Origin of the sequence: Maribacter sp. 4G9 (genome assembly GCF_002742265.1) — a bacterium.
Taxonomy (GTDB): Bacteria; Bacteroidota; Bacteroidia; order Flavobacteriales; family Flavobacteriaceae; genus Maribacter.
Map to the genome: position 1 here is coordinate 1 of NZ_MDGL01000047.1, position 865 is coordinate 865.

1 protein-coding gene is annotated in these 865 nt (G+C 34.1%); it reads right to left on the reverse strand.

Annotated features, from left to right (window positions below; all coding sequences use genetic code 11):
• Positions 1–193: 193 nt before the first annotated feature.
• Entirely contained in the window at positions 194–667 is a 474-nt protein-coding gene (locus BFP75_RS07115) for an ester cyclase (protein WP_240531721.1), read from the reverse strand.
• Between the last annotated feature and the right edge of the window lie 198 nt (positions 668–865).

Below are 865 nucleotides of genomic sequence, written 5' to 3' on the forward strand. Positions count from 1 at the left end.
GAACGCCGATAACGGTGTATCACATATAGGATGCCGAGCAAGTTATATGGTATTGAATGGTTGATAATCCTATCGGAATTATCAACGATTCAACACCCCAAAACCATCATTATGAAGTAATTGAAAATTAAATACTAACTTTAGAGAACTGGACTAGGGCTTTTCATAGGATACATTGTTGTAGCCAGTTTTTTTAATTCCCATTCAACTGTTTTTTATATTCTTCCGCATCGTATGTTCCGATTGATTTTTGGACGAGTCCTTGGTCATTCATAGTCCATTCTTCAAATCCGCTGAAATCAACTTTATTGCCAGTTCCGTTTGGTCCAGAATTAGTTCCTTTAAAAGTCCAGTAATATCGATAAGTCTCATTTCCCTTTGTCAGACTGTCCATAGTTAATTCCAAATCAGGAAATGCATCCATATAGGATTTAGCAGTTTCCGCTAATTGTTTTCTTCCGACTGCTGGTGTTCCGTTATTTACAGTTAGTGTTCCATCCTCTGCGTAAAATGAAGCCATTTTTTCAGGCACTTTACTGTTCCAAGCATCGGTATATTTTTGTCCGAATTCGACCATTTCATCCAATTCCGACTTATCAGATTTACATCCTGTCATAATGTTTAAGACTATTAAAAGTGTTATTAAAAATGAATGTTTGCTTTTCATAATATGCTTTTTTTCAAATGTTCGTTAAGGTACATTGTTTACAAAAGTTATAGATACATACTTTACACTAAATTAGTCTCTAACCTTACTGATTGTTCCTTAGTTCTTAATTCATTTTCGTTAAAGTAGCCTAAAAATACGTTTCTATAAAATACTCTCCATATTCCGTTTCCCATTTCTAAGGCACCTATGTATTTT